General features: G+C 68.9%; 18 protein-coding genes. 6 read left to right on the top strand and 12 right to left on the bottom strand.

Annotation, left to right across the window (positions count from 1 at the left end; genetic code table 11):
* Window positions 1-261 precede the first annotated feature (261 nt).
* Window positions 262-738, top strand: a complete 477-nt coding sequence (locus AC1RAA_RS04385) for a VOC family protein (RefSeq protein WP_095947618.1) — start codon at window positions 262-264, stop codon at window positions 736-738.
* Between the two features lie 18 nt (window positions 739-756).
* Here AC1RAA_RS04385 and AC1RAA_RS04380 read toward each other — a convergent pair whose 3' ends face one another.
* From AC1RAA_RS04380 to AC1RAA_RS04345, 8 genes are all read right to left on the bottom strand, one after another.
* Entirely contained in the window at window positions 757-2,193 is a 1,437-nt protein-coding gene (locus AC1RAA_RS04380) for an MATE family efflux transporter (protein ID WP_492726721.1), read from the bottom strand.
* Window positions 2,190-2,762, bottom strand: a complete 573-nt coding sequence (locus AC1RAA_RS04375) for a DUF2239 family protein (protein ID WP_070060635.1) — start codon at window positions 2,760-2,762, stop codon at window positions 2,190-2,192. Before AC1RAA_RS04375 ends, AC1RAA_RS04380 begins: the two co-directional genes overlap by 4 nt.
* 68 nt (window positions 2,763-2,830) lie before the next feature.
* Window positions 2,831-3,271 carry a MarR family winged helix-turn-helix transcriptional regulator gene (locus tag AC1RAA_RS04370; protein ID WP_492726719.1) on the bottom strand — a complete coding sequence of 147 codons (441 nt, stop codon included), beginning with the start codon at window positions 3,269-3,271 and terminating at the stop codon, window positions 2,831-2,833.
* On the bottom strand, window positions 3,268-3,630 hold the full coding sequence (locus AC1RAA_RS04365) for a GIY-YIG nuclease family protein (protein WP_492726718.1): 363 nt from the start codon (window positions 3,628-3,630) through the stop codon (window positions 3,268-3,270). Before AC1RAA_RS04365 ends, AC1RAA_RS04370 begins: the two co-directional genes overlap by 4 nt.
* A gap of 56 nt (window positions 3,631-3,686) precedes the next feature.
* Window positions 3,687-4,196: a hypothetical protein gene (locus tag AC1RAA_RS04360; RefSeq protein WP_095745288.1), complete on the bottom strand. Its 510-nt coding sequence runs from the start codon at window positions 4,194-4,196 to the stop codon at window positions 3,687-3,689.
* A 93-nt stretch (window positions 4,197-4,289) separates the two neighbouring features.
* Window positions 4,290-4,628, bottom strand: a complete 339-nt coding sequence (locus AC1RAA_RS04355; protein WP_062480212.1) for a hypothetical protein — start codon at window positions 4,626-4,628, stop codon at window positions 4,290-4,292.
* Between the two features lie 23 nt (window positions 4,629-4,651).
* Complete coding sequence (locus AC1RAA_RS04350) at window positions 4,652-5,686, bottom strand: hypothetical protein (RefSeq protein ID WP_492726717.1); 1,035 nt, start codon at window positions 5,684-5,686, stop codon at window positions 4,652-4,654.
* A gap of 78 nt (window positions 5,687-5,764) precedes the next feature.
* Entirely contained in the window at window positions 5,765-6,457 is a 693-nt protein-coding gene (locus AC1RAA_RS04345) for a hypothetical protein (protein WP_492726716.1), read from the bottom strand.
* A gap of 379 nt (window positions 6,458-6,836) precedes the next feature.
* Here AC1RAA_RS04345 and AC1RAA_RS04340 point away from each other — a divergent pair, with 379 nt between their 5' ends.
* From AC1RAA_RS04340 to AC1RAA_RS04320, 5 genes are all read left to right on the top strand, one after another.
* Window positions 6,837-7,631: a LuxR C-terminal-related transcriptional regulator gene (locus tag AC1RAA_RS04340; RefSeq protein WP_062472928.1), complete on the top strand. Its 795-nt coding sequence runs from the start codon at window positions 6,837-6,839 to the stop codon at window positions 7,629-7,631.
* Window positions 7,632-7,722: 91 nt separating this feature from the next.
* On the top strand, window positions 7,723-8,637 hold the full coding sequence (locus tag AC1RAA_RS04335; protein WP_492726713.1) for a sensor histidine kinase: 915 nt from the start codon (window positions 7,723-7,725) through the stop codon (window positions 8,635-8,637).
* Window positions 8,638-8,716: 79 nt separating this feature from the next.
* On the top strand, window positions 8,717-11,092 hold the full coding sequence (locus tag AC1RAA_RS04330) for a Tex family protein (RefSeq protein WP_070060629.1): 2,376 nt from the start codon (window positions 8,717-8,719) through the stop codon (window positions 11,090-11,092).
* A 40-nt stretch (window positions 11,093-11,132) separates the two neighbouring features.
* Window positions 11,133-12,209, top strand: a complete 1,077-nt coding sequence (locus AC1RAA_RS04325; RefSeq protein WP_492726711.1) for a phospholipase — start codon at window positions 11,133-11,135, stop codon at window positions 12,207-12,209.
* A 95-nt stretch (window positions 12,210-12,304) separates the two neighbouring features.
* Window positions 12,305-13,291 (top strand): tripartite tricarboxylate transporter substrate binding protein, encoded by a 987-nt coding sequence (locus AC1RAA_RS04320; protein ID WP_159272713.1) that lies wholly within the window; start codon window positions 12,305-12,307, stop codon window positions 13,289-13,291.
* A 15-nt stretch (window positions 13,292-13,306) separates the two neighbouring features.
* Here the strand turns inward: AC1RAA_RS04320 and AC1RAA_RS04315 are convergent, their stop codons facing one another.
* From AC1RAA_RS04315 to AC1RAA_RS04300, 4 genes are read right to left on the bottom strand one after another with little or no spacing between them, the layout of a single operon-like run.
* Window positions 13,307-13,693 (bottom strand): DUF4150 domain-containing protein, encoded by a 387-nt coding sequence (locus AC1RAA_RS04315; RefSeq protein WP_056580973.1) that lies wholly within the window; start codon window positions 13,691-13,693, stop codon window positions 13,307-13,309.
* Window positions 13,694-13,713: 20 nt separating this feature from the next.
* A complete protein-coding gene (locus AC1RAA_RS04310; protein ID WP_492726709.1) occupies window positions 13,714-14,400 on the bottom strand; it encodes a DUF3540 domain-containing protein in 687 nt (228 codons plus the stop codon).
* The gene (locus AC1RAA_RS04305) at window positions 14,397-15,521 is read right to left on the bottom strand and encodes a pentapeptide repeat-containing protein (protein WP_492726707.1); all 1,125 of its coding nucleotides are present in this window, start codon (window positions 15,519-15,521) and stop codon (window positions 14,397-14,399) included. Before AC1RAA_RS04305 ends, AC1RAA_RS04310 begins: the two co-directional genes overlap by 4 nt.
* Window positions 15,518-18,175 carry a DUF2169 family type VI secretion system accessory protein gene (locus tag AC1RAA_RS04300; RefSeq protein ID WP_492726703.1) on the bottom strand — a complete coding sequence of 886 codons (2,658 nt, stop codon included), beginning with the start codon at window positions 18,173-18,175 and terminating at the stop codon, window positions 15,518-15,520. Before AC1RAA_RS04300 ends, AC1RAA_RS04305 begins: the two co-directional genes overlap by 4 nt.

Below are 18,175 nucleotides of genomic sequence, written 5' to 3'. Positions count from 1 at the left end.
GGCGGCGGCATCGGGGTAGGTGGCATCGGCCGCGCCGGCCGACACCGCCAGGGCGGCGAGCGCGGCGCTCAGCAAAGCGGGGGCGCCAAGGCGGGTTCTGGAAGGGGCGAACATGGCAGTTCCGAAGCGAAGGACCGGCCCATTGTGGCCCGCGGCCCGGCCTGCGAACTTCCCACTGACAGCCGCGGCGCAGGTTGACAATGCGCCGCTTCGGCTTTGATACTGAACCCTTCAGTTCATCATTCAATCCAAGGAGATTCCATGCAGAAGATCATTCCCTGCCTCTGGTTCGACGGCAACGGAGAGGATGCGGTCAACTTCTACACCGCCATCTTTCCGAAGTCGCGCCTCACCGACACGCTGCTCTGGGGCGATGTGAATCCCGCCAAGAAGGGCAAGCTGCTCACGGCGACCTTCGAGCTCGACGGGCAGTCGTTCATGGTGCTCAACGGCGGGCCCGAATACAAGATCACGCCGGCCATCTCGCTCATCGTGACCTGCGAGACGCAGGAGGAGGTCGACTACTACTGGGACAAGCTGCTCGAGGGCGGCGGCCAGCCGGTGCAGTGCGGCTGGCTCACCGACCGCTTCGGCGTGTCGTGGCAGGTCACGCCGATGCCGCTCATCCGCATGTTCCAGGACAAGGACGCAGCCAAGGCGGCCCGCGCGATGGCGGCCATGATGAAGATGATCAAGCTCGACATCGCCACTGTGAAGAAGGCCTTCGACGGGGAGTGACCCCCGCCGAGGCACTGATCAGACCAGCCGGCCGATCGGCTTCTTGCGCCACACCAGGCGGTAGTACGCGGTCTGCAGCAGCAGCATCGCGCCGAAGGTGACCGGGTAGGCAACCCAGATCCCGTCCAGGCCCATGCCGAAGTGGCGGCTCATGAGCCAGGCCACCGGCACTTCGACGCCCAGGATGCAGACGATCGAGATGAGCGTCGGCACGAGCACCGAGCCGCTGGCGCGCATGATCCCCGAGATCGCCGAGGCCATGCCGAACAGCACCAGGCTCCACAGCATGATGTGCAGCAGGTTCTGCGCGATCTCGATCACCGGTGCGCTGGTGATGAAGAAGCCCATCAGCGGACGCGAGAATAAATAGCCCAGCAGCACCAGCCCGCCCGTGAGCACGAGGTTCATGCCCAGCGCGGTCTGCACGATGGCACCCAGCCGGTTGGCGCGGCCCGCGCCGATGGCCTGCGCGCCGAGGATCGACGTGGTGATGGCGATCGAGATGGCCGGGAACTGCACGTAGGCCACCACCTGGTTCACCGCGCCGTAGGCGGCCGTGGCGTTGGAGCCGTAGCTGTTGACCATCGACAGCAGCACCACTTCGGCCAGTGCCACCACGATCATCTGCACGCCGGTGGGCACGCCGATCTTCAGCACCGCCTTCAACAGCTGCGGCTGGATGCGCAGGCAGCGCACGAACTCCGCGTCGGGCGCGAGCGGGCTCTTTTTCTGGCGCAGCCGGAAGCCCAGCCACGTCGTCGCGACCGCGAACGACAGCACCGAGGCCCACGCACCGGCCGCCACGCCGAGCTGCGGCAACCCGCCCCAGCCACGGATGAGCGCGGGCGTGACCACCAGGCCGATGGCCGTGGAAATCACCAGCGTCAGCAGCGGCGTGATGGTGTCGCCCACGCCGCGCAGCATGGCGGTGGCCAGCAGGAACAGGAACACGCCGGGCATCGCGATCAGCATGATGCGGGCGTAGCGCGTGGAGTCGGCCAGCACGTCGGGCGGCGTGCCCAGCATGGCCAGCATCGGCGTGGTGAACAGGCCCCCGAACACCGCGATCGCCAGGCCCAGCAGCAGGCCCACCGTGAGCGTGGTGCCCGCCACCGCCTTGGCCTTGGCCGCGTCGCGCGCGCCCCAGGCCTGGCCGATGAGCACCGAGGCGCCCGCGCCCAGGCCGATGATGAAGGCGATGAAGAAGAACATCACCGGGAAGAAGCTCGACACCGCCGCCAGCGCGCTCACGCCGAGCATCTGCCCGACGTAGATGTTGTTGATGGTGCCGGAGAGCGACTGCAGGATGTTGCTGAGCAACATCGGCGCCAGGAAGAACAGGAACACCTTCCACAGCGGACGCGGCGCACCCACCGGCGCCACGGGCACGCCGCGCAGTCCGCTCGGGTTGCCGGGGCTGGTGGTGGTGGTGCTGCTGTCGGGCGCCGCGCTCATGCAGCACCCCAGCCACCGGCCGACAGCTTGTGCAGGTGCACGCGCAGGTCGGTGGGCCAGGGTTCCACGAGGTCGCTGAAGCGCTGATGCTCGCCCGCGAACAACGCGCGCGTGGCTTCCTCGAAGCCGGGCAGGTTGCCTGCGATGGCGGTCATGAAGCGGTAGGTGGCTTCACGCGCGGCGCGCACCGTGTCGCGGTCGGCGTGCACGTGGCGTGCGTCGTCCACCAGCTTGCGCAGCGCCACCGAGGCGCCGCCCGGCTGGCGGCCGAGCCAGTCCCAGTGGCGCGGCAGCAGCGTGACTTCGCGCGCCACCACGCCCAGGCGCGGACGGCCGACGCCGCGCGGCGCGTCTTCGTGTTTCTCGGCTTCGAGCGCGGAGGTCTCGATGGCTTTCGGGTCGCGCAGGTCGACATCGAGCTGCTCGCCGGTCTGGTCGTCGAACACGAGGCAGGTGGCGGCGTCGCCGCGCTCGCGCAGTTGCGTGAGCACCTGGGCCTTGGTGCCGGCGGCGACGCGCTGGAAGCCGGCAAACGCAGTGAATGTGGTCGGTAGTTCGTCGGGTGACATGCAAATTCTTTTTGGGTTGTCGATCCGGGCGGAACGAAACGAGGTTCGTAATCTACCCGCAGGACGGTTCAGGCGTGCGGCGTGTCGTGATCGCACAGCACCCGCAGCGCGGCATGCAGGTCTGGCAGGCGTTGCGGGTCCAGCGATTTCACGGCATCGACGCAGATCGCTTCGACGGTGGTGATGGCGGCTTGCATCAACTTCTTTCCGCCGCTGCGAATATTCGCATGGCGCCGGGGGTCGTCATCGGGTCCCGTCGTGCGCTCGGCCAGGCCGGTCTTTTCGAGCAGCACCATCTTGCGGATGAGCGCCGACATTGGCAACCCCAGCGTGTGCGCGAGCTCGGCCATCGGCATGGCGCCGCTGCCGCCCCGCAGCAACAGGTGGAGCAGGGTGAAGTCGTCGTAGTCCAGTCCGTGGAAGGCGCCCAGGTCCTCGTTGAGTTTCAGGCTCAGGCTGGCGTGGGCGCGGCCGAGGTCGAGGCAAAAACCCAGTGCGTCGGTGCTCATGGCGTGTTGTAGCCCTTGTCAGTGGTGCACTGGAGTTCCTCGCGCCAGAGCTCCAGCAGCTTTTCCAGCTCCGCCGCGCGGTCGAAGGCGGGGTCGTCGCGCTCCTTCACCCGATCGATCACCTCGAAACCGAAGTGCGTCGTGCCATACGCCACCCAGTCGCGCTGCAATGCCTTGTTGCGGTGCGAGCGCAGGTTCAGCTCGAAGCGGGCGCGGTTCATGGCGCCTTCGACGTCGAGGCTGCCGGCCACGTAGACGCGGCCGTCCGTCAGGTTGCGGATGACGAAGACGCCGGCGGGGCGCACGCTGTCCTTGTATTGCTTGACCAGGGTACGCCTGGTGTGGGGAGATGGATTCATCTCCAAATATTACCCGGGCAAAATATAAAACACAATACACCCGGGTAAAAATAGATTCACTCGGCGCGCAGCCGGTGCCAGCCGCGCAGCACCCGCCGGTGCACCGCACGCACGATCCGCCAGGGGCGGCTTTCGCGCACCCGTGTCAGCACCTGGTCTTTCCAGCCTTTCCAGCGCGGGTACCAGCGGGCGAACCAGGCCAGCCGCATCAGCGAGCCCTCGACCAGCTGGAAGATCCGCGCGACCACGGCCGTGCCCGCGAGCTTGGCCAGCAGCAGCACGGCCATGCCGCTGAACGCGTGGCCGCGGCCGAACAGGAACAGCGCCAGCAGCTTCACCGGAAAGAGCAGCAGCATCGGCACGAAGAACGCCAGCAGCGCGCCCCAGGGCGGCAGCGCGCGCAGCAGGTTCTCGAGCCGCGCCCAGAAGGGCAGCCGTGCAAGCCGCGCGACCAATGCCGCGAGCGGGGCCCAGCCCCATTCCTCGAACAGCAGCACCGGCACGAGGATCGTGGTGGCAACGGCGCGAAACAGGGCGCGCAAGGCGCGCACGAGGGGGTTGTGCATGCGCGAAGGGTATACGCACACGGCCGCGCGCCGCCGGGACCTTGCGGACCCGGCGGCGCATCGTGCGAAAAAGCTGCGTCTGCGCGCCTGTCTCTATTTGCGGCCGACGCTGCTGTCTTCCGCGGGCCGGAAGAACAGGTACTCGCCCCGGCCCAGTTCGGGCGTCACTTCGTAGCCGCTGCACCGCGTGACGTTGCACTGGATGATCACGACGCGCGGCCAGATGGTGGCCGAGGTCGGGAACCCCGGCATGTACTGCGGCACGTGCCAGACGCCGTAGTCGCCCACCGGCTCGGCGTTTTCCGTGCCGCTGGCGTTCTGCAGGCCGCTGCCCATGGGCATCCGCTCGATGCGGATGATCGGCGTGGCGGCGACCGACGCCGTCGCCACGCAACAGGCGGCCAGCCAGAGAGGAACGGTCCTGGTGTTCATGGTGATGGACTCCAGAGCCGACCTCATTGCGCGTCGGCCGGTGCCGAAGCCACCTCGTCGGCCGGGTCAGCCGGCAGGCGGCGCGTGATGCGCGCTTCCAGGATGTCCGGCTGCGGGGCCACGGCGCTCGCCATGACCGGTGCCGGCTCCGCCGCAGGTGCCGCGGCTTCCTCGGCGGGCGCTGCGGCCACGGGGGCCGGTGCCACCTCCGGCGCGAACACCGGGACGGCGGTCGCGGCCGGTGCGGGTTGCGGCGCCGGCTGATCCTGCGCCGGGGCTGCCATGGGCATCGCCTCGACCAGCGTGGCCGGTGCGGCGGGCTGCTGCACCGCCACGACCGGCGCGGGCGCCGGGGCCAACGCGACAGGCGCCGCAGGTGCCACGGGCGCCACCGGCTGGGGCACGGCCACCGCCACGGGGGCCGGCGCAGGTGCTGGAGCCGCGGCCACGGGTGCTACCGGCGCCGCCGGACGTGCCGCCACGGGCGCGCCGGCCGACGAGGCCTGCGGTCCGAACGCGCTCACGCGTTCTTCGGCGGTCATCGACTGCGGGCACTTCGAGCCGGTCATCTCCAGGGCCGCCTGGGCCGCCGGGTCCATGCAGTCCATGGCCAGCGACGCTGCCTTCATGCCCTTGTTCCAGAGTTCGCGGCTCATCTTCAGGCGCTTGCAGTGTTCGTCCGTCCAGGTGGTGCCGAAGCTCAGCCCGACCCCTGCGCCGTTGGCGCTGGCGCTGGTGCTGCCCATGCAGGTGTCGTTGCTGGTCGTCAGGTTCGGGCCGCTCACGGAGGGCACGTTCTTGACGGTGTAGCTGCCACGGTAGTCGACGGTGCTGGTCGTCGCGCCCGTGTTGTTGATGTTCTGTGTGCTGTTGCTGTCCACCGTGGCCCGGGAGGTGACTTCCGAGGGGGCGGAGCTGTTGAAGTTCACCGCCTGGGTGTTGCCCTGGGCGTTGGTGGTGGCTGAACTCTGCGACTGGTTGTTGGCGCCACCCGCCGTGGTCTGCGCCAAGGCGCCGGCGGACAGGCCCAGCAAGGTCAGGGCAATCAATGTTTTCATTTTTTCGACTCCTTTGGGAAGCAGGGGAGGGGCGTGCCCCTCCCCGTTTCTGGTCCAACAACCGATGGTCCGGATCGCTCAGGGAGCGTTGGCCGTTGCGCCGGAGATCGCGCCACCGGCGGTGCCGCCACCGTTGCTGAAGCCCGCTGCGTTGCCCACGGCGAAGTTGATGACGCCCGTGGAGCCGCCGGTCGAGCCCGACGTGGCCGAGGTCGTCGTGCCGTTGACGATGCCGTTGACCGCGCCCGAATTGGCGCTGAAGCCGGCCGTCGTGCCCGAGGTGCGCGTCACCACGGCCAGACCGCCGCCAGGACCTGCAGCGGTGGCTGCGGTGTTGTTGGTGGTGGAGCCGGCTGCGCCGCCTGCAGAGCCGCTCACGGGGTTGGCGCCGCCGCCGGCGTAGTTCGCATTGGCGCTCGAGGTCGCATTGGCCTGTGCATTCGCACCGCCTGCAGCCACGCCGTTGCCGGTCGTTGCTGCCACGCTGGTCACGCGTCCTTGCGTGGTGGCCGAGCCGTTGGCGGTGGCGCCGCCGACGCGCAGGAAGGCATTGCCTGCTGCGCCGCCCGCCGCGTTGGCCGTGGCCGACGAGGTGGAGCTGGCTGCGTTGTAGCTCAGTGCGCTGCCCGTTCCGGAGCTGGCGGCGACCGAGCCTGCCGAGCTGGAGGAACCGGTCGTGGTGTTGGTGACGGCGAGCGCCACGCTGCTGCCGGTTGCGGTCCCGATGCCAGCCACGAGAACCACTGCCATGGCGATAAGAGTCTTCTTCATGATGCTTCCTCGATAGTGTTGAAACGAACCCGATCGCCGGGGAATCCGGCCATCAGCGACGGTCAGCGAGCACGGATTGAATGGATTCCGTTGCGACCGGGATGCAGTTTCAGCGGGGGGAAGGGATCGAAAAATGCCTCAGGCTGGGTAGTGCAAGGCTATGGCGAAAGCAATGTCCGAGGGCGTTTTGGGCGTTGGCAGAGAGCCGGTTCTAGGCCCTGTTCCCCTCGTGGGAACTATCACTTTGGTTCACAATCTGGCAATATTGCAACCGAAAGAAACCAAGGTAATCAAAAAAGCCGATAGCCGGAAAAAGAGTAGAAATCGATTAACTTTTGTTCACGAAGTCGCGACTTTTATCTGTGACAAGGGGGCTTAAATGGAAAACGATCTCGACATTTCATTGACCGATGTCGGTGGTGGCGCTAGGAAATTCTCCAATCCCGGCCAGTTCGGTGGGCTGCTGGCTCCCTCGGCGGATACCCTGCCGTGGCCGGACTACCTCACGGGCCAGGAAACCAAGCCTGTTCGTGTCCTGCTCGTCGACGACGACCCCTTTGTCCGCCGTGTCATCGCCCAGGAACTGCTGGGCGATCTGCGCATCCAGCTCGAAGGCCAGGCCGGCTCCCTGCGCGAGGGAAGGCGCCTCTTGATGCAGCATGAATTCGATGTGCTCATGGTCGACATCCGTCTCGGAGACGGCAGCGGATTCGAGCTCATCGAAGAGGCCAAGAAACACCGCAGCGCGGCCGAAATCATCGTCATTTCCGCGCTGGAAGACGAGCCCCAGGTGCTGCACGCCTTCGAGCTCGGCGCCTCGGGTTACCTGGTGAAGAACGCCTGGTTCCAGAGCTATGCCCAGGCCGTGTTGCAGGTGGTGAATGGCGGGGCCGCCATCACCCCCCGGCTGGCGCGCCGGCTGCTCGTTCACCTGGACCACCAGCGCGCCAATCCGAGCCCGGTGCGCCCGCCGGACAGCAAGGCGACCCTGTCGGCAAGGGAGCGCGAAGTGTTGCGACTTGTAGCCACGGGATATGTGACGGAAGAGATCGCGCTGCAGCTCACCATCAGTGCCCAGACGGTTAACGCGCACGTCAAGAACATCTACCGCAAGCTGCACGCCCATACCCGCGCGCAGGCCGTGAGTTTCGCCTCGCACCGGGGGCTGCTCTAGGGCGCGCTTCGGGCGCGCCGCGTTCGCAGCGGAGCCACCCATGCGCGCGCCCGCGCCCCCGCTCCCGCCGTATTTCCTGGAGGACCAGTTCGTGTGGCTTTCGATCGCCGCCTGGTGTGTGCTCCTGATCTGGCTGTGGCCGCGTGCCTCGCGCCAGCGGATGCTGCTGTGGGTGGGGCTCGCGTTTGCGCTGCACCTGACGCCGGTGGTAGGGCAGGTGATCCGCGCGACCTCGGCGATCACCACACTGGGTACCGAGGTGCCGGCCGCCTTCTGGGCCCTGCAGGGGGTGAACGTCGCTGTGCTCTGCATGATCGTGGCCACCTGGTATTTCACGCGGCGCCGCCTCGTGCGCTACCGCCAGGCGCAGGCCGTGCTCGCCGAGCGCCGCCGCATCGCCAGCGACCTGCATGACGGCGTCGGCTCGCGGCTGGTGGCGCTCATGGCCAGCTACGACCCGCGCTCGGCCGACGCCCGCGAGCTGTCGATGGCCCTGCAGGCCTGCCTGCTGGAGCTGCAGCTGACGGTCGACTCCCTCGACGACCAGGCCGACACCAGCATCGGTGAGCGCCTGGGCCACTTGCGTTACCGGCTGCAACCGGCGTTCGACCGGCTCGGCATCACGCTCGTGTGGAACGTGCAGGACGTGGTGCTGGCGCCGCCGCTGTCGCCCGAGGCCGCGATGCAGCTGTGCCGCATCGCGCAGGAGGCCTTGTCGAACGTGCTGCGCCATTCGCAGGCGACCCGCGTGGAAGTGCGCTTCGGCCCGCGCGAACGCTCGCACGGCCTGGTGCTCGAAGTGCTCGACGACGGCCGCGGCCTGGATGCGGCGGCCGGCGAACCGGGCGGCAAGGGCCTGCGCAGCATGCGCGAGCGCGCCGACGCGCTGCATGGCGAGCTGGCCGTCATGGACGCAGCGCCGCACGGGCTGCGCATCCGGCTCGTGATGCCCGGCGAAGTGCTGCCGCAGTCGGCGGTCGCGGCGCCGGCCGAGAGCACGTTGTAACCATCCCGCACCGGTGCCCGGCGGACGGCCTCGTCGCCTATGGCAAACTTCCGCGCTTTGCCAGGGACGCGCTCAAGACATGCAGAAAATCATTCGCCAGCTCGCCGTTGAAATCAAGGTCGGCGAGCACCAGGTGAAGGCCGCCGTCGAACTGCTCGACGAAGGCGCCACGGTTCCGTTCATTGCCCGCTATCGCAAGGAAGTCACGGGCGGCCTCGACGACATCCAGCTGCGCGAACTGGAAGCCCGGCTGTCTTACCTGCGCGAACTCGAAGACCGCCGCGTGGCGGTGCTCAAGGCCATCGACGAGCAGGGCAAGCTGACCCCCGAGCTGCGCGCCGCGATCGAATTCGCGCCCACCAAGCAGGAACTCGAAGACCTGTACCTGCCGTTCAAGCAGAAGCGCCGCACCAAGGGCCAGATCGCCCGCGAATTCGGCATCGAGCCGCTGGCCGACAAGCTGCTGGCCGACCCCACGCTCGACCCGGCCGTCGAGGCCAAGGCCTTCCTGCAGCCCGCCACCACGCTGGACGACGGCAAGCCGGGCCCCGATTTCTCCACCGTGCCCCTCGTGCTCGACGGCGTGCGCGACATCCTGTCCGAGCGCTGGGCCGAAGACGCCGTGCTGGTGCAGCGCCTGCGCGAATGGCTCTGGAACGAAGGCCTGCTCAAGTCCACCCTGATGGCCGGCAAGGACGAGAACAACGCCGACATCGCCAAGTTCCGCGACTACTTCGACTACGACGAACCCATCGGCCGCGTGCCCTCGCACCGCGCGCTGGCCGTGTTCCGCGGCCGCGCGCTCGAGGTGCTCGACGCCAAGCTCGTGCTGCCCGTCGAGCCCGAGCCGGGCAAGCCCAGCATCGCCGAAGGCAAGATCGCGCTGCATCTGGGCTGGAGCCACGCGGCCCGTCCGGCCGACGACCTGCTGCGCAAGTGCGTGGCCTGGACCTGGCGCGTGAAGCTGGCCCTGTCGACCGAGCGCGACCTGTTCACCCGCCTGCGCGAAGACGCCGAAAAGGTCGCCATCAAGGTGTTCGCCGACAACCTGCGCGACCTGCTGCTGGCCGCGCCCGCCGGCCGCCGCGTCGTGATGGGCCTGGACCCCGGCATCCGCACCGGCGTGAAGGTGGCCGTGGTCGATTCGACCGGCAAGCTGGTCGAGACCGCCACCGTGTTCCCGCACGAGCCGCGCAAGGACTGGGAAGGCTCGCTGCACACGCTGGGCAAGCTGTGCGCCAAGCACGGAGTCAACCTCATCGCCATCGGCAACGGCACCGCCAGCCGCGAAACCGACAAGCTGGCCGGCGACCTCATCAAGCTGCTGGCCAAGATGGCCGCGCAGGCCGGTGCGCCCGAAATGACGGTCGACAAGGTCGTGGTCAGCGAAGCCGGCGCCTCCGTGTATTCCGCCAGCGAATTCGCCTCGCAGGAAATGCCCGATGTCGACGTGAGCCTGCGCGGCGCCGCCTCCATTGCGCGCCGCCTGCAGGACCCGCTGGCCGAGCTCGTGAAGATCGACCCCAAGAGCATCGGCGTGGGCCAGTACCAGCACGACGTGAACCAGAGCGAACTCGCGCGCACCCTGCAGGCCGTGGTCGAAGACTGCGTGAACTCGGTGGGCGTCGACCTGAACACCGCCAGCGTGCCGCTGCTCAGCCGCGTGTCCGGCCTGTCGGCCAGCGTGGCCAAGGCCGTGGTGCGCTGGCGCGAGGCCAACGGTGCGTTCTCTACCCGCAAGCAGCTGCTCGACGTGACCGGCTTCGGCCCCAAGGCCTTCGAGCAGAGCGCCGGCTTCCTGCGCATCCGCGACGGCGCCGACCCGCTGGACATCACCGGCGTGCACCCCGAAACGTATCCGCTGGTCGAGCAGATCATCGTCAAGACCGGCAAGCCCATCGCCGAGCTGATGGGCCGCGCCGACATGCTCAAGACCCTCAAGCCCGAGCTGTTCGCCAACGAGAAGTTCGGCGTCATCACGGTCAAGGACATCCTGGGCGAACTCGAGAAGCCCGGCCGCGACCCGCGTCCCGACTTCAAGGTGGCGCGCTTCAACGACGGCGTGGACGACATCTCCGACCTCACCGAGGGCATGATCCTCGAGGGCACCGTGAGCAACGTGGCCCAGTTCGGTGCCTTTGTCGACCTGGGCGTGCACCAGGACGGCCTGGTCCACGTGAGCCAGCTCAGCCACAAGTTCGTCAACGACGCCCGCGAAGTCGTCAAGACCGGCGACATCGTCAAGGTCAAGGTGATGGAAGTCGACGTGGCCCGCAAGCGCATCGGCCTGTCGATGAAGCTCGACGCCGCCCCCGCACGCCGCGACGGTCCGCGCGACAACCGCTTCGAAGGGGCAGGACGCGGCCAGCAGCAACAAGGCCGGCGCGACAACTCGCCGCAGCCGGCGGGGCAGATGGCGAGTGCGTTTGCCAAGTTGCAGGGGTTGCGCAAGTAAGCAGCCCACGGACCGCACGTTTCTTGCAATCACCGTCGGCATGAAAGCCCTGCGCATCTACGCCGGCCCCGCGGCCCGCCAGCACATCGAGCAGCACGGCCTGCGCCCGCAGGACGTGCGCACCATCCCCGGCGCGGCGGGCGGGCCCAAGGGGCTGATCCTCGGGCCGCTCGATCGCTTCATCTTCGGGCGCTGGCTCACGCAGTCGAGCCAGCCGGTGGACCTGGTGGGTGCGTCGATCGGCGCGTGGCGGCTGGCGACGGCCTGCCTGTCGGACCCGGAGGCGGCCTTCGGGCGCTTCGAGCACGACTACGTGCGCCAGCAGTTCGAGGTGCCACCGGGCCAGAAGCGGCTCAGTCCGCACCAGCTCAGCGAACGCTTCGCGGAAAGCCTCGACACCTTCTACGGCGGACGCATCGGCGAGGTGCTGGGCCATGCGCGCTACCGGCTGCATGTGGTGACCTCGCGCGGGCGCCACATCCTGGGGCGTGAGGGCAGGGCGCGCACGCCGGTCGGCTACCTGGGCGCCTTTGCGAGCAACAGCCTGCATCGCAAGAGCCTGGGCGCCTGGCTGGAGCGCTGCGTGTTCTCCACGCCCGGCGCGGCCTTGCCTTTCGGCACGACCGACTTCCGCACGCGCCAGCACGCGCTGAGCGAGGCCAACTTCAATCGCGTGCTGCAGGCCTCGTGCTCCATTCCGTTCCTGCTGGCGGCGGTGCACGACATTCCGGGCGCGCCGCGCGGCGCCTACTGGGACGGCGGCATCACCGACTACCACCTGCACCTGGACTACCAGCCGGCCGACGAAGGCATCGTGCTGTACCCGCACTTCCAGCAGGCCGTGGTGCCGGGCTGGCTCGACAAGGGGCTGCGCTGGCGCCACAAGTCGACGCGCTTTCTCGACCGCATGGTGGTGCTGGCGCCGAATCCCGAATGGGTGAAGACGCTACCGCACGGCAAGCTGCCCGACCGCAAGGACTTCATCCGCTTCGCGAACGACGCGCAGACCCGCATCGCGGCCTGGGGTCAAGCCACGCGCGAGGCGACGCGCCTGTCGGACGAGTTCGAAGCCTGGCTCGGCGACGACGGGCGCTCGCGCGACATCCTGCCGCTCTGAGCCCACCTTGTCCCGTCGGGGACAAACCCTGAGCGCCGGCGCAGGAGGGCGCTTCGAGAATGGTCCGATCCATGCCATCCGAAGGGTTCCCGACCATGCCGCACGCCACGCTCTCCCGCCGCCGTTTTTCTCTTGCCACCGCGGCCGCCGCTGCCAGCCTGGCCGCACCGTCTTTCGCGCAGAGCGCCTGGCCGAGCAAGCCGATCCGCATCGTCGTGCCCTACACGCCGGGCGGCTTCACCGACCAGATGGCGCGGCTGGTGCAGGCAGGCCTGCAGACGCGCCTGGGCCAGCCGGTGGTGATCGACAACAAGCCCGGCGCCAACAGCCTGATCGGCGTCGATGCCGTGGCCAAGGCCGCGCCCGACGGCAGCACCTTCGGCGTCGTCATCGCGGCCTACACGGCCAACACCACGCTGTACCCCAAGCTGCCCTACGACCCGCGCAAGGACCTCGTGGGCGTGTCGCTGATGGGGGTGTCGCCATTGCTCGCAGCGGTCAACAACGACGCGCCGTTCAAGACCGCGCGCGAGCTCATCGACTACGCACGCAAGCACCCCGGCAAGGTGAGCTTCGGCTCCTCGGGCAACGGCTCGGCTGCGCACCTCACGAGCGAGCTGTGGAAGTCGCTCACGCAGACCTACATGATCCACATCCCGTACCGTGGCGCGGTGCCTGCGCTGACCGACCTGATGGGCGGGCAGATCCAGCTGTTCTTCGACGCGCCCACGGGCCTCATCAACCAGGGCAAGGCCGGCAAGGTGCGGCTGATCGGCGTGGCCGGCGACAAGCGCCTGCCGGCCGTGCCCGACGTGCCCACCTTCATCGAGCAGGGCTTCGCGGGCTTCACCGGCAGCACCTGGGCCGGCATGCTGGCACCGGCGGGCACGCCGCGCGAGATCGTCAAGCGCATGTCGGAGGAGGTGGCGCGCATCATCAAGAGCGACGAGACGCGCGCCAAGCTCGATGCCATGGGCACCTTCCCGGCGGGCAGCACGCCGGAGGAGTTCGACGCGTTCATTGCGTCCGAGACCACCAAGTGGGGCAAGGTGATCCGCACGGCGGGCGTCAAGCTCGACTGAGCCTCCAGCGCTGTTTCAGGGGGCCAGCACCAGCACCTTGAACTGGCTGGGCACGATGCGCATGCCCACGATGTTGCAGCGGTTCTGCACCGCCAGGCTGGTCATGCGCGTGCAGGGCGTGCCCTTGAGCAGCACCGTGAAGGCGCCGGTGATGTGGCGCGACGGCCCCATCACCGTCTGCGACACCACGCCCATCAGCACGCCGGCGTTGTCGCCGTTGGTGATCGGCGTGGTGGTCGCCATGTTGTGCACGGGCGTGCCGCCGTACAGGATGTTCCAGGCGTTGGGCAGGGCCGTGGGCCCGAGCGCGATGTTGGGGTAGGGCACGGGCAGCGCGGGCGGTGTCTTGCAGACATCGGGAAACGCGAGGTCCATTCCCATCATCTGTGCGTTGGCGAACATGGTTCAGGCTCCTTTCGGTATCAACCCATGTGGATCTGTTCGGCGTCGACCTTCACCAGCGCCTGGCTGGTGACGAAGGTGTTCTTGGCGTGCAGGCGCAGGCTTTCCGAGGCCTGCATGTCGATCTGGCCCGCACGCACCTGCTCGACCTCTTCGGTGAGGCGAAAGCTCGAGCGCGTGAGCAGGCTCAGGCGGTCGAGCACGGTCTCGAGCGTGCGGCCCACGAAGCGGGCGACCAGCGTGGTCACGCGCACTTCGGCGCCGCGGTAGGCCATGTCGGTGATGTCGACGCTCGCCTTGTCGGCCTGAAGCGCGAACGTGGACGCCTGCAGCGCGATGCCGCCGCGCCGCGAGCGGATCGTGAGGTCGCCCTCGGCCACGAACTGCGACTGGCTGGGGTCGGCCTGCGTGACGACGGCGATCAGGAACAGCTGCTCGCGCTGCGGCCCGGCCACGAGCACGACGTCGCCCACGGCGGGCTGCAGCAGGCAGCTCGCGGCGCGCGGGCAGTGCCAGGGCGCACCGCCCGGCTGTGGTTCGACGACGAAGCGGCCGTCGGGCAGCGATTGCACGACGGTGCCGAGCGCACTGCCGGTCCAGGCCGGCGCGGCGACCGCAGGCAGCGGCTTGCGCAGCAGTGCGTGCATCTCGGTCTCGGGCGTCTCCGATGGCGGCGAAACAGGTTCGCGAAAGACTCGGTGATTCATGGCGGGGTGTCCTGTGGATCGGGCGGCAGCGGCCGGCCGAAGGTGTCGCGGCCGGCGCGTTGCGGGCGGCTCGCACGGGCGGCGGAAAAGCGCTCGGCCTCGAACAGCGCCGGGTCGCTGTCGAGCACGCCGAGGCGGTCGCTCCACCGCACGCCGGTTTCGATCGCCCGGTGCATCTGGGTGCGGTGGAAGGTGGCGCCGCGCAGGTCGGCATCGCCGAGGTCGGCGTAGGAGAAATCCGCGTACACGAGGTGGCTGCGGGCGAACGCGGTGCGGCGGCAGCTTGCGCGGTGGAACACGCACTGTTCGAGCCGCGCGTCCGACAGGTCGACGTCGTCGAGCCGGGCGCCGACCCACAGGCTCTGGTCGAAATGCCCGCCGCGCGCATCCACCCGGCGCAGATCGGCTTCGGGGAACAGGCACTGCGGCGCCTGCACGCTCGACAGCACCGCGCCTTCGAGCTTCGCGCCCTTGAAGTTGCACTGGCTCAATCGCGCGCCGGCGAAGTTGCAGCCCGTGAGGTCGGCATCGATGAACTGGCACAGATGGAACGACTGCGCCAAGAAGTCCTGCCCCGCGAGATCGGCCTCGCCGAAGATCACGTTGTGGAAGCTCGCGCCCTTGAAGTGCGTGCCGCGCAGCGCCGCGCGGTAGAAGACGGTGGTGTTCAGCGCCGTGTCGTCGAAGCGCGTGCCGTCGAGGCGGCATTCGCCGAACACCGACTTCGTGAGGTCCGCACGCCCGAAGCCCGCGCCGTCGAGCGTGCTCTGGTGAAAGGTGGCCTGGCCCGCCTGCGCCGCGCTCATGTCGGCGCCGCTCAGGTCGACCTCGGAGAAGACCGCGTGGGCCATCGCTGCAGACCGCAGGCGCGCGCGGGGCAGGGCGCAGCGGTGGAAGGCGGCGTGCTGCAGGTCGGCGGTGTCGAGCACTGCGTCGTCGAAGCGGCAGCTGTCGAACACCGATTCGCCCAGCTGCGCACCGCGAAGGTGGGCGCGGCGGAAATCGCAGGCGCCGAAGCTGCCGCCGCGCAGGTCCATGCCGTCGAAGTCCATGCCCTGGAAGTCCTGGTCCTGGATGTGGTCGCCGCCGCGGATCTTCGCTGCCAGCTCGGCCGGCGTCATCGCACCGGGTCCGCGGCGCGGCGCGGGAGGGTCTTGGCCTGTTCGAGGTGCGCGCCGTGCGTGTCGGTCACGCCGTCGATCAGGGTCTGCGAGACGTCGGCGCGGAACAGGTTGGCCTCGCGCAGGTCGGTGCGGACCAGGCGGGCTTTCTGCAGGCTGGCATGCATGAGGTTGGCGCCGCGCAGCGAGGCCTGCGTGAAGTCGGCACGGATGAAGAGGCTTTCGGGCGCATCGCAGCCGCTGAGGTCAGCGCCCGTGAGGCTGCAGGCCGACAGGTCGCAGGTGTCGAGCGTGGCACGCACGAAGCGCGCGCCGTCCAGCGGCATCTCGCGCAGGCCGCATTGCACCAGCGTGGCGTCTTCGAAGTCCATGGTGCGCAGGCTGCTGGTGCCGACGAAGCAGGTGGTGTGCAGGGTGGCGCCGCGAAAGACGATGCCGGTGTCGCCCGGCGTGTGGGCCCAGGCGCAGGCTTCGAGCCTGGCCTCGCTGAAGTCGAGCCGCTCGGCGACGCACGAGATCAGGCCGACCTTGTGGAGCGCGGCGTTGCGAAAGCTGCAGTCCTGCAGGCGGGTCTGTTCGAGGAAGGTCACGTAGGAAAGGCGCGCTGCATCGAAACGGCAGTGTTCGACCTGCAGGCCGAGCACGGTCAGGTGCTCCAGCGAGGCCTGCGAGAAGTCGCAGTGCTCGAAGTGCGTCTGCTCGAGCGTGGTGTGGTGCAGCTGCGCGCCGGTGAACACGGTGTGGACGCAATGGGCCAGGCTGAGGTTCGCGCGGGCCAGCACGCAGCCTGCGAGCGAGGCCCGCGTGAGGCGCGCGCGCACGAGCACGGCCTCGGTGGCATCCGCGCCGTCGAGCCGGGCGCCTTCGAGGTTCGCGTGTTCGAGCAGCGTGCGGTGCAGGCGCGCGCCGCGCAGGTCCATGCCCGACAGGTCGGCGCCGGTGAGGTCCATCTCCGAGAGATCGCGCGTGGTGGTCATCGCGTCCTGCACGCGCCGGCGTGCTTCGGCGGCGCGTTCGCCGTTGAGCACGTCGGCGGGCGACTGGTGCTGCGCGCCCATCCGGTACATGTCGATCAGCCCGCGCTGGCCTTTCTCGACCACCTCCGCGAAGGCCTGCTGCTGCGCGGGCGGCAGCGCGGACGTGCCCGTGGCGGCGGCGATGCCGAACATGCCCTGCAGCACGGTCTGCGCATCGAAGGCGGGCGGGCCCTTGGTCGTGGTGCGGTCGACGCCGGCCATCAGCGCGGCCGAGTCGAAACCGACCTGGCGCGACTCGGCCGCGTTGAGTTGCCCCGCGCGTTCGAGCTCACGCCGGCCGTCTTCGAGCGCTTTGCGCTGGTCCTGCGTGAAGCGCCGCGTGCGTTCGACGAACTCCGGCAGCTCGGCGAGCGTCGGCCTTTTGCGGAATGGCTCGGGCAGCGGCCGTTCGCGCAGCAGGCGCGGATCGTGGCCGGCCTCGCGCGCCTTCTGCATCATGTCCGCGCGCAACCGGTCGCCGCGCTCGCGCATGTTGCGCACCAATGCGGATTCGTCGCCGTCGTCCAGCGTGTCGAGCCACGGGCCGATGGCCTGCGCGGGCAGCAGTTCGTCGTCGCGGGCGGCATGCAGCGCGCCGGTCTCGGGGTCGCAGCGGCGCTGGAGGAGGGCGAAGTAGTGCGCCAGCGGGCGCGGTGCATCGCCCGCGTCTTCGATGGCGGGCATCACGTGGGTCACGTCGTCGGCGTCGTCTTCCACGATGTCGATCTCGCCGTGGTGGATCAGCGCCACCTGCCCGCGGTGCGGAAAGAACCACGCCGTGGTGAGACGCATGGGCACTTCGTCGAACTGCTCGGGCTCGCGACCGCGACCGCTTCGACGCGCGATGAAGGCGCGTGCACGCCAATCGGGCAGGCACCCGCGCTGCACCGGCTGCGTGGGGTGCATGTGCCAGATCTCGTAGGGCGTGCCGCCGGGGATGTGGTCGCGCGCAGGCCAGCGCTGCTGCGGCGGCGCGGCGTTGAAGAAGCGCCAGTCCATGTCCTCCGAAAAACCGGGGAACAGGTGCTCGCGCCAGTGGCCGTCGTACTGCCGGCCGATCAGTCGCATGCGGCTGGGCCGGGTCAGCTCGATCGGGCCGCAGCCGGCGGGCTCGGTCTCGCGCTCGGGGCGGTCGATGCGCTGCTGCGGGTCTTCGATGTTCGGCAGGCGCTGCACCTGCAGGCCGTTGACCGACTCGTGGGCGTGGCCGATGCCCTGCGGGTTCTCGGCAAAGCCGGGGCCGCCATAGGCGCGCGTGGCGTCGAGCCGCATCGAGTCGAAGGGCTGCGGTGCGGTGGCGCGGCCGTCGAGCCAGAAGCGGTCGCCGAACACCAGCAGCTGTCGAGAAAGCTCGCCCACGCGCATCGCAACGGCACAGGCGGTCTTGTCGTCCTGGTGCTGCGTGTAGGCGTGGCCCGTGACCAGGAACTCGGCGTGGACCTTCGGAATGCCCAGGTCGATGGCGCCCGTGGGGCCGAGCTCTTCGGCGGCGATCTTCCAGAACTCCGGCTCGGGCAGCAGCACGGGCGCGGCGTCCATCGACACCATGCCCATCAGCGTGACGCCCAGGCGTTGCTGGCGGCCCCGCAGGAAGGGGCGTGTGATGACACTCAGCCGCAGCGGCTTGACGGTTTTCAA

Source organism: Variovorax sp. GW823-FHT04F07 (genome assembly GCF_058795995.1).
The sequence above is the reverse complement of the archived record's forward strand: the minus strand, read 5'-3'. Positions and strand labels throughout refer to the sequence as shown.

Bases quoted from the DNA above. Each gene is read 5' to 3' on its own strand.
- AC1RAA_RS04385 (WP_095947618.1), top strand. From the start codon at position 262: ATGCAGAAGATCATTCCCTGCCTCTGGTTCGACGGCAACGGAGAGGAT.
- AC1RAA_RS04380 (WP_492726721.1), bottom strand. From the start codon at position 2,193: ATGAGCGCGGCGCCCGACAGCAGCACCACCACCACCAGCCCCGGCAAC.
- AC1RAA_RS04375 (WP_070060635.1), bottom strand. From the start codon at position 2,762: ATGTCACCCGACGAACTACCGACCACATTCACTGCGTTTGCCGGCTTC.
- AC1RAA_RS04370 (WP_492726719.1), bottom strand. From the start codon at position 3,271: ATGAGCACCGACGCACTGGGTTTTTGCCTCGACCTCGGCCGCGCCCAC.
- AC1RAA_RS04365 (WP_492726718.1), bottom strand. From the start codon at position 3,630: ATGAATCCATCTCCCCACACCAGGCGTACCCTGGTCAAGCAATACAAG.
- AC1RAA_RS04360 (WP_095745288.1), bottom strand. From the start codon at position 4,196: ATGCACAACCCCCTCGTGCGCGCCTTGCGCGCCCTGTTTCGCGCCGTT.
- AC1RAA_RS04355 (WP_062480212.1), bottom strand. From the start codon at position 4,628: ATGAACACCAGGACCGTTCCTCTCTGGCTGGCCGCCTGTTGCGTGGCG.
- AC1RAA_RS04350 (WP_492726717.1), bottom strand. From the start codon at position 5,686: ATGAAAACATTGATTGCCCTGACCTTGCTGGGCCTGTCCGCCGGCGCC.
- AC1RAA_RS04345 (WP_492726716.1), bottom strand. From the start codon at position 6,457: ATGAAGAAGACTCTTATCGCCATGGCAGTGGTTCTCGTGGCTGGCATC.
- AC1RAA_RS04340 (WP_062472928.1), top strand. From the start codon at position 6,837: ATGGAAAACGATCTCGACATTTCATTGACCGATGTCGGTGGTGGCGCT.
- AC1RAA_RS04330 (WP_070060629.1), top strand. From the start codon at position 8,717: ATGCAGAAAATCATTCGCCAGCTCGCCGTTGAAATCAAGGTCGGCGAG.
- AC1RAA_RS04325 (WP_492726711.1), top strand. From the start codon at position 11,133: ATGAAAGCCCTGCGCATCTACGCCGGCCCCGCGGCCCGCCAGCACATC.
- AC1RAA_RS04320 (WP_159272713.1), top strand. From the start codon at position 12,305: ATGCCGCACGCCACGCTCTCCCGCCGCCGTTTTTCTCTTGCCACCGCG.
- AC1RAA_RS04315 (WP_056580973.1), bottom strand. From the start codon at position 13,693: ATGTTCGCCAACGCACAGATGATGGGAATGGACCTCGCGTTTCCCGAT.
- AC1RAA_RS04310 (WP_492726709.1), bottom strand. From the start codon at position 14,400: ATGAATCACCGAGTCTTTCGCGAACCTGTTTCGCCGCCATCGGAGACG.
- AC1RAA_RS04305 (WP_492726707.1), bottom strand. From the start codon at position 15,521: ATGACGCCGGCCGAGCTGGCAGCGAAGATCCGCGGCGGCGACCACATC.